General features: G+C 49.7%; 5 protein-coding genes and 2 pseudogenes. 3 read left to right on the top strand and 4 right to left on the bottom strand.

All coding sequences use genetic code 11. From position 1 onward, the window contains the following. Together ABYW01_RS11145 and ABYW01_RS11150 are read right to left on the bottom strand one after the other, a co-directional pair. A pseudogene (locus ABYW01_RS11145) lies at nucleotides 1-406 on the bottom strand (endonuclease/exonuclease/phosphatase family protein); the annotation flags it as partial. Nucleotides 407-870: 464 nt separating this feature from the next. Continuing rightward, nucleotides 871-1,359, bottom strand: coding sequence for an SCP2 domain-containing protein (locus ABYW01_RS11150; RefSeq protein ID WP_372832730.1), 489 nt, complete (start codon nucleotides 1,357-1,359; stop codon nucleotides 871-873). Nucleotides 1,360-1,513: 154 nt separating this feature from the next. Here ABYW01_RS11150 and ABYW01_RS11155 point away from each other — a divergent pair, with 154 nt between their 5' ends. Genes ABYW01_RS11155 through ABYW01_RS11165 form a run of 3 tightly spaced genes read left to right on the top strand, consistent with a single transcriptional unit; the run spans nucleotide 1,514 to nucleotide 4,175 of the window. Beyond that, nucleotides 1,514-3,232 (top strand): ribonucleoside triphosphate reductase, encoded by a 1,719-nt coding sequence (locus ABYW01_RS11155; RefSeq protein ID WP_193955017.1) that lies wholly within the window; start codon nucleotides 1,514-1,516, stop codon nucleotides 3,230-3,232. Between the two features lie 32 nt (nucleotides 3,233-3,264). Beyond that, entirely contained in the window at nucleotides 3,265-3,432 is a 168-nt protein-coding gene (gene nrdD, locus ABYW01_RS11160) for an anaerobic ribonucleoside-triphosphate reductase (protein WP_228051019.1), read from the top strand. A 38-nt stretch (nucleotides 3,433-3,470) separates the two neighbouring features. Further along, on the top strand, nucleotides 3,471-4,175 hold the full coding sequence (locus tag ABYW01_RS11165; protein WP_372832731.1) for an anaerobic ribonucleoside-triphosphate reductase activating protein: 705 nt from the start codon (nucleotides 3,471-3,473) through the stop codon (nucleotides 4,173-4,175). Nucleotides 4,176-4,189: 14 nt separating this feature from the next. Here the strand turns inward: ABYW01_RS11165 and ABYW01_RS11170 are convergent, their stop codons facing one another. Together ABYW01_RS11170 and ABYW01_RS11175 are read right to left on the bottom strand one after the other, a co-directional pair. Further along, nucleotides 4,190-5,917 carry a protein phosphatase 2C domain-containing protein gene (locus tag ABYW01_RS11170; RefSeq protein WP_372832733.1) on the bottom strand — a complete coding sequence of 576 codons (1,728 nt, stop codon included), beginning with the start codon at nucleotides 5,915-5,917 and terminating at the stop codon, nucleotides 4,190-4,192. A gap of 88 nt (nucleotides 5,918-6,005) precedes the next feature. Continuing rightward, nucleotides 6,006-6,424 (bottom strand): annotated as a pseudogene (locus tag ABYW01_RS11175) (MFS transporter); the annotation flags it as partial.

Genomic DNA, 6,424 nt, shown 5'->3' on the forward strand with positions numbered 1-6,424 from the left:
GAAGGTATTTCCAAAACTGGCCCATATAGCCAAAGCTTTTAGAGTTTGCAGCTTTAGTCCAAACAGCCAAGAGATTAAACTCATCATTTATTCGGCATGGCAGGAAAAGCTCTAAATCCGTTGTTTTCCAACTCAGAGAGGAATGGGTACTGGCAAGCCCTTCAATACGGAATTCACCACACCATTCAGCTTTGGCAAGTGAATTACCGTTTTTTGCGAATATGCCGATCCCTTTATTTTTGGACTTTCCGATCCACAAGTACTCTCCAGCCCAATCTCTATAAGCAGCCGTAGATTCAGCAGGATTTTCACATTCTTGAACAATGACGATGTCGGCGTTGAGTGAGTCAATCTCATCTGTTTTGTTTCGGAGTGCACCGTTACAATTCCATGTAACAATTTTCATTGTTTGAAGAGTCCAGTTAAATTATCGGTCAAGGCAAGAATAGTAACTTGTTGATTATGGAATGTCCGCTTTGGGTTGTGGATTCAATGGATCGTTGCAACACACTCATCACTGCTGATACCTGACTCCAATACTTTGCTATGCGGCAATCCCTACGCTTTTGGATAGACGCGTAGGCATGTTGACCTGCCAACTATTTGATTCAACAGTGGTTTAAAAACTTACTCTGCTTTTATCCACGCTTATAATCATGCATCGGGTTAAAGCGTACGGATAATTCCAGCAGGAAAAAACCGCCCCTCCTATTGGTAGCTAATGTCCGCTTTGGGCAAGCAGGCATCGTTTGAATAAATATGTTTCAGCTCTAGAAAAGCGTATTGCACCGTCACCCCAATGTAAGGTGCGTTACGCTGCACTAACGCACCTTACAGGCTGTGGGTTATTGCTCGTGTATTGATGAACCGCTAAAGCGGTAATCGGCTCGCAAGTTCAATCCCTTTACGCATGGCGCTGGGCATCTCATCCCAATCCACACTATCCAGTAGATTCTTCACCGCCAGTCCCAGCTCGGTATTTCCCTCAATCAATAAACGGCGTTGGAAGAAGAGTGTATCCGGGTCTTGTTCGCGGTTAGCCAGGATCAGGAAATCACGGGCTTCCCCTTTTATCCATGCATCGGCGGTGTCGCTGGCACACACAATCAATTGTTCATCTTCACAACTGATCACCACACGTATCGCCAGATCAGTGACCTCAAGGCCTAGTTGTTTCCCCTCCAGGAAATAGAACTCATCGTCTTCCAATGGTTGCTCAAATGCTTGATTAAGCGCTTTTTCGAGCAGGTTTTTTTTCAGCGTAAATGGCAGAAGCGATTCGGTTTTACTGATCACCCGGCTCACCAACGTAGAGGTATCAGGGCGGGGAAAGGGCAAGCGGGCGGTGAGAAGTGACATCAGATTACTCCTGTTTAGTGGCCGTTATGATAAGCGAAAATTAATTTTATCCCCTTGATATCAATCAAGGCTGACTTGTGCCTGCGTTCTGCAAAATGCACTACATATTGTGCTAATCTGTAATTAACTAACCATATATAGTGTTGAGGGTGTGATGGATAATCATCAGTCAGTGGCGGTAAGAAGTACGGTGGATGAGTATCTGGAGCGAAGTGACTGGCGGGTGAATGCCAACGCCAATCAGGGATATTCGCTTGGAGGATTGATTCTGAACGTATCGGGCAAGGTGATTGCCAACTACTGGCTGAACGAGGTCTACACCCCTCAGATTGGTTTGGCACATAGGCAAGGTGATCTGCATATTCATGATCTGGATATGCTGTCGGGTTACTGTGCCGGGTGGTCTCTGCGGACGTTGTTGCACGAAGGCCTGAACGGCATTCCTGGTCGTTTGGAAAGCGGTGCACCGAAACATATGAGCAGCGCAATTGGGCAGATCGTCAATTTCCTCGGTACCTTGCAGAATGAATGGGCTGGGGCGCAGGCCTTCAGTTCATTTGATACCTATCTGGCGCCGTTTGTACGTAAAGATCAGATGGATTATCCAGCGGTGCTGCAATGCATGCAGGAGTTGATCTATAACCTCAATGTGCCTTCTCGCTGGGGGACACAAACACCGTTTACCAACCTGACGTTTGACTGGCATTGCCCGGATGATCTGCAAGAACAGATTCCGGTGATTGCAGGTGAGGAGATGCCGTTTAGCTACGGTGATCTGCAGGTTGAGATGGATATGATCAACCGCGCTTATCTGGAAGTGATGGAACAGGGTGATGCCAAAGGGCGGGTGTTTACCTTCCCGATTCCCACCTACAACATCACCAAAGAGTTTGACTGGGAGAGCGAAAACTCTGAGCGTTTGTTCAGTCTGACCGCGAAGTACGGCTTGCCGTATTTTCAAAACTTTATTCGCTCGGACCTGGAACCGAACATGGTGCGCTCCATGTGTTGTCGTCTGCAACTGGATCTGCGTGAGTTACTGAAACGTGGCAATGGTCTCTTTGGCTCTGCTGAGCAGACAGGTTCTATCGGTGTAGTGACCGTTAACTGCGCGCGTCTCGGTTATCGTTGTAAAGGAGATTGGGATGCGCTTTATGCAGAACTGGATCATCTGCTGCTATTGGCAAAAGACTCGCTGGAGCTGAAACGTCAACGCATTCAGCACCTGATGGATGAAGGCTTATTCCCTTACAGCCAGCGCTATCTTGGGACTTTGCGCAATCACTTCTCCACCATTGGGGTTAACGGCATCAACGAGATGCTGCGCAACTTTAGCGATGATCAGTTTGATATCTCCGGCGAGGAGGGGATGACAGAAGCGATCCGTTTGCTAAACCATATCAATCAGCGCCTGACCGATTTTCAGCAACAAACCGGCCATCTCTACAATCTTGAGGCGACACCGGCTGAAGGTACGACCTATCGCTTTGCCCGAGAGGATCAGAAGCGTTACCCGGATATTTTGCAGGCCGGTACCTATGAACAACCCTATTACACCAACTCCAGCCAGCTGCCCGTCGGTTATACCGATGATCCGTTTACGGCGTTGGAGATGCAGGATGAACTGCAAACCCGTTATACGGGCGGTACGGTGTTACATCTTTACATGCGTGAACGTATCTCCAGTGTGCGTGCCTGCAAACAGATGGTGAAAACGGCGCTGACTCGTTTTGCGCTGCCCTATATCACCATCACGCCTACATTCTCGATCTGTCCGGTGCATGGCTATCTGGCCGGAGAGCATGAGTTTTGTCCGCGTTGCGATGAGCAGCGCATGCAAGAGAAGCTAAAACAAGAACACGCGACCCATTAAATCGACCGACTACAATGATTAAGGATATCAACATGAATACTCAAGCTATGAACGCCGTGACCCAGCTAAAACCAGAAGAGCGTCAGCGCTGCGAAGTATGGACCCGCGTGATGGGCTATCACCGTCCGGTGGCGCAATTTAACGTAGGTAAGCAAGCGGAACACCGTGAACGTCGCCACTTTGTTGAGCCGCAAGCATAAAGTGAGACCTATTCGTCAGGTATTGTGAGGAGTTCTAAATGACAGCCGCATTGCAGATCAGTGGTCTAACGCCACTGACCACGATTGATTACCCGGATCATCTGGCCTGTGTGCTGTATACACAAGGGTGCCCGCTGCGTTGCGGATATTGTCAGAATCCTCACCTGATCCCATTTGTTGAGGGGCAGGGGAACCTGAGCTGGTCCAAGGTGACCAGTTTTTTAACGCAGCGTAAGGGACTACTGGAAGCGGTGGTTTTTAGTGGGGGTGAACCTACTCTGCAGCCGGGACTTCGAACGGGAGTCCTCAGTGTCATCGAGCTGGGCTATAAGGTGGGATTACACACCTCGGGTGTGAGTGCCAGCTCACTGGCTCAGCTGCTGGGGCTGGTGGATTGGATCGGGCTGGATGTAAAAGCACCGGAAAATCTGTATCAGGCAGTCACAGGTAAGCCGAATCAACATATTCAGAATGCGCGCAGTCTGGAGTTACTGCTGGCGGCGGGAACAGCATTTGAGTGTCGTACTACCGTGGACTGGCGGTTACTGCAACCGGAAGATTTGATCCGGCTGGCAGAGCATCTGGCAGCGCGCGGGGTCACGCAATATGCCTTACAGATCAATCACGGCGGTCCGTGCTACGATCCTGCACTGCGCGAAGCAGTAAGTATCCCCAGTGCAGAAAAAGTGCAGCTGAAAGCGGAGCTGCACAGATTGTTTCCCCGTTTCGAATGGCGCGAATAAACAGGTTTAACGGGTTACTTTAACCAGAATGCAATCAGCGTAAACAGGGCGATCATAAACCATACCAACGACATTAATTGCCAGAAGATCAGGGCATTGGGTGATTTCTGCGCCACTTCCCGGGAGACCAGAAAATCTGGGTTGGGTTCTGTCAGGTCATGCATAAACTGATCGATCGTGTCGTAGCGGTTTTGAGGTTCAATGGTCATCGCTTTTTCCAGGGCGCGATCGAACCAGATCGGGATGATCGGGTTATGTCGGTCCGCGGGAATGTATTTGAGTTTCTGCAATTGTTGTGGCTTTTCACAGTTTTCCAGTCCATCACCAAACGGAAGATGGTGGGTGAAAATCTCGTAGGTCATCGCCGCCAGAGAGAACATATCCCCTTTGATGCCGGTATTTTGTCCCAGACGGAATACCGGATCGGAATAGTTCATGGTGCCGAGAATACGATCACGCTCAATCGGTACAAAGATCTCGTTAATACCGGCAACAAATACCGAACCAAAATCCACAATGACCGCGCTGTTATCGGGGCGGATCATCACATTGCTGGGTTTCAGGTCCTGATGCAGAGTTTCACGTTTATGGAAGGCTTTCAGGCCTTGAGCAATCTGTTTAACGATCTGAATTGCGACTGCCGGTTTTGGGGACGGGTTTGCTTCGATCCACTCATCCAGCGGGACCCCCTCGATCGGTTCCATCAGGTAGTAGAGAAAGTTTTTGGCACGGTTGGGAATATGTACGTTCACCACGTTAGGGCTGTTGATGCGGCTGCCCACCCATTCTTCCATGACAAAACGTTCGATATAGGCGGCATCATCCTCGTAGTTATGAGAGGGGGTTTTCATCACCCATAACTGTTCTGTTTCCAGATCACGCACTTTGTATAGCTGACTGCGGTTACTGGCATAGAGTTCTGATTCGACAAAGTAGTTATCGATCTTCATGCCCTTTTCCAATTCGGGCGGGAAGGGCAGATCGGTCAGGCGATCTGTAATCTCGTTGAGCGTATCATCTGAGATCTTTTCGATACGTACCAGCTGACAACTCAGGTTATCAGTGCTGCCTGCATCATAGGCAGCCTGAACGAGGTTCTCGCTACAGGTCTGTAGGCTGTTATCCGATAGCGCGAGTTGTTTGAGCTGTGAAGGTTCCAGAGAGTCATGGATACCGTCAGTACTGAGCAGAAACAGGTCTCCTTCTTCGATATCGATAACGCGATAGTCAATTTCCAGATGTGTATCCATCCCCATGGCGCGAGACAGGCAGCTGTTGCTTTCGCTCAGACGGGTAATATGGTCTTCAGTGAGCAACTCCAGACTTTGATTACGCACCAGATAGATACGGCTATCACCGATATGGAACAAGTGTGCTTTGCGGGATTTAATAACCAGTACCGATAAGGTACAGACATGTCCACGGGTGGTGGAGAGGTATTCGTGACTGCGGGCGTAGAGCAGGCGATTGATAGAGGTCAGAACTTTCTGAGCCGACTTGCTGACCGTCCAGATATCCGGTGTGTCGAAGTAGTCACTCAGAAACTCCTGTACACAGTATTGGGCCGCTTCTGCACCGGCTTCTGCTGTACTGACACCGTCAGCAATGATTGCAACAGCCCCTTTAGTTGTGAGCAGGTTGCCCTCCGGCTGATACGTACCCAGGCAATCTTCGTTGCGTTCTTTGCGGCCCTTTTCGCTGCATTGGCCGGTTTCCAGCTCAATCTCATTGCTTAGGTACATAAATCATCATCCTGTTTTCTGCCACACCCTAGAAACGGAAAAAGGCGGAGTCAGAGACTGACCCCACCTTAGCGTTCAGATGTGGTTGTTACTCCACATCGATAAGCTGTACTGTGCCATCTGGCAGTACCTCGGCCATCTGACCGCTTGGCTCATCCATAAACTGAACCATCACGAAGACGACGGCTGCAGACGCTGCGATAACCAGGAAGAAAGTCGAGTAATCTACAAAGCTCAATACAGTCAGGTAACACACTGCACCCACGTTACCGTATGCGCCTGCCATACCGGCGATCTGACCTGTCATGCGGCGCTGGATCAGAGGTACGACTGCGAAGACTGCGCCTTCACCGGCCTGTACGAAGAATGAGCAGCACATGGTGGCGATCACTGCCACTGGAATCCACCAACCGCCATCAATCTGGCTCAGGACGCAGTAGCCAATGGCCAGACCCAGAATCAGGACACTCAAGGTTTTCTTACGACCGATTTTATCACTCAGATGGC

This window comes from Pontibacterium sp., assembly GCF_041587635.1.
Taxonomy (GTDB): domain Bacteria; phylum Pseudomonadota; class Gammaproteobacteria; order Pseudomonadales; family Balneatricaceae; genus Pontibacterium.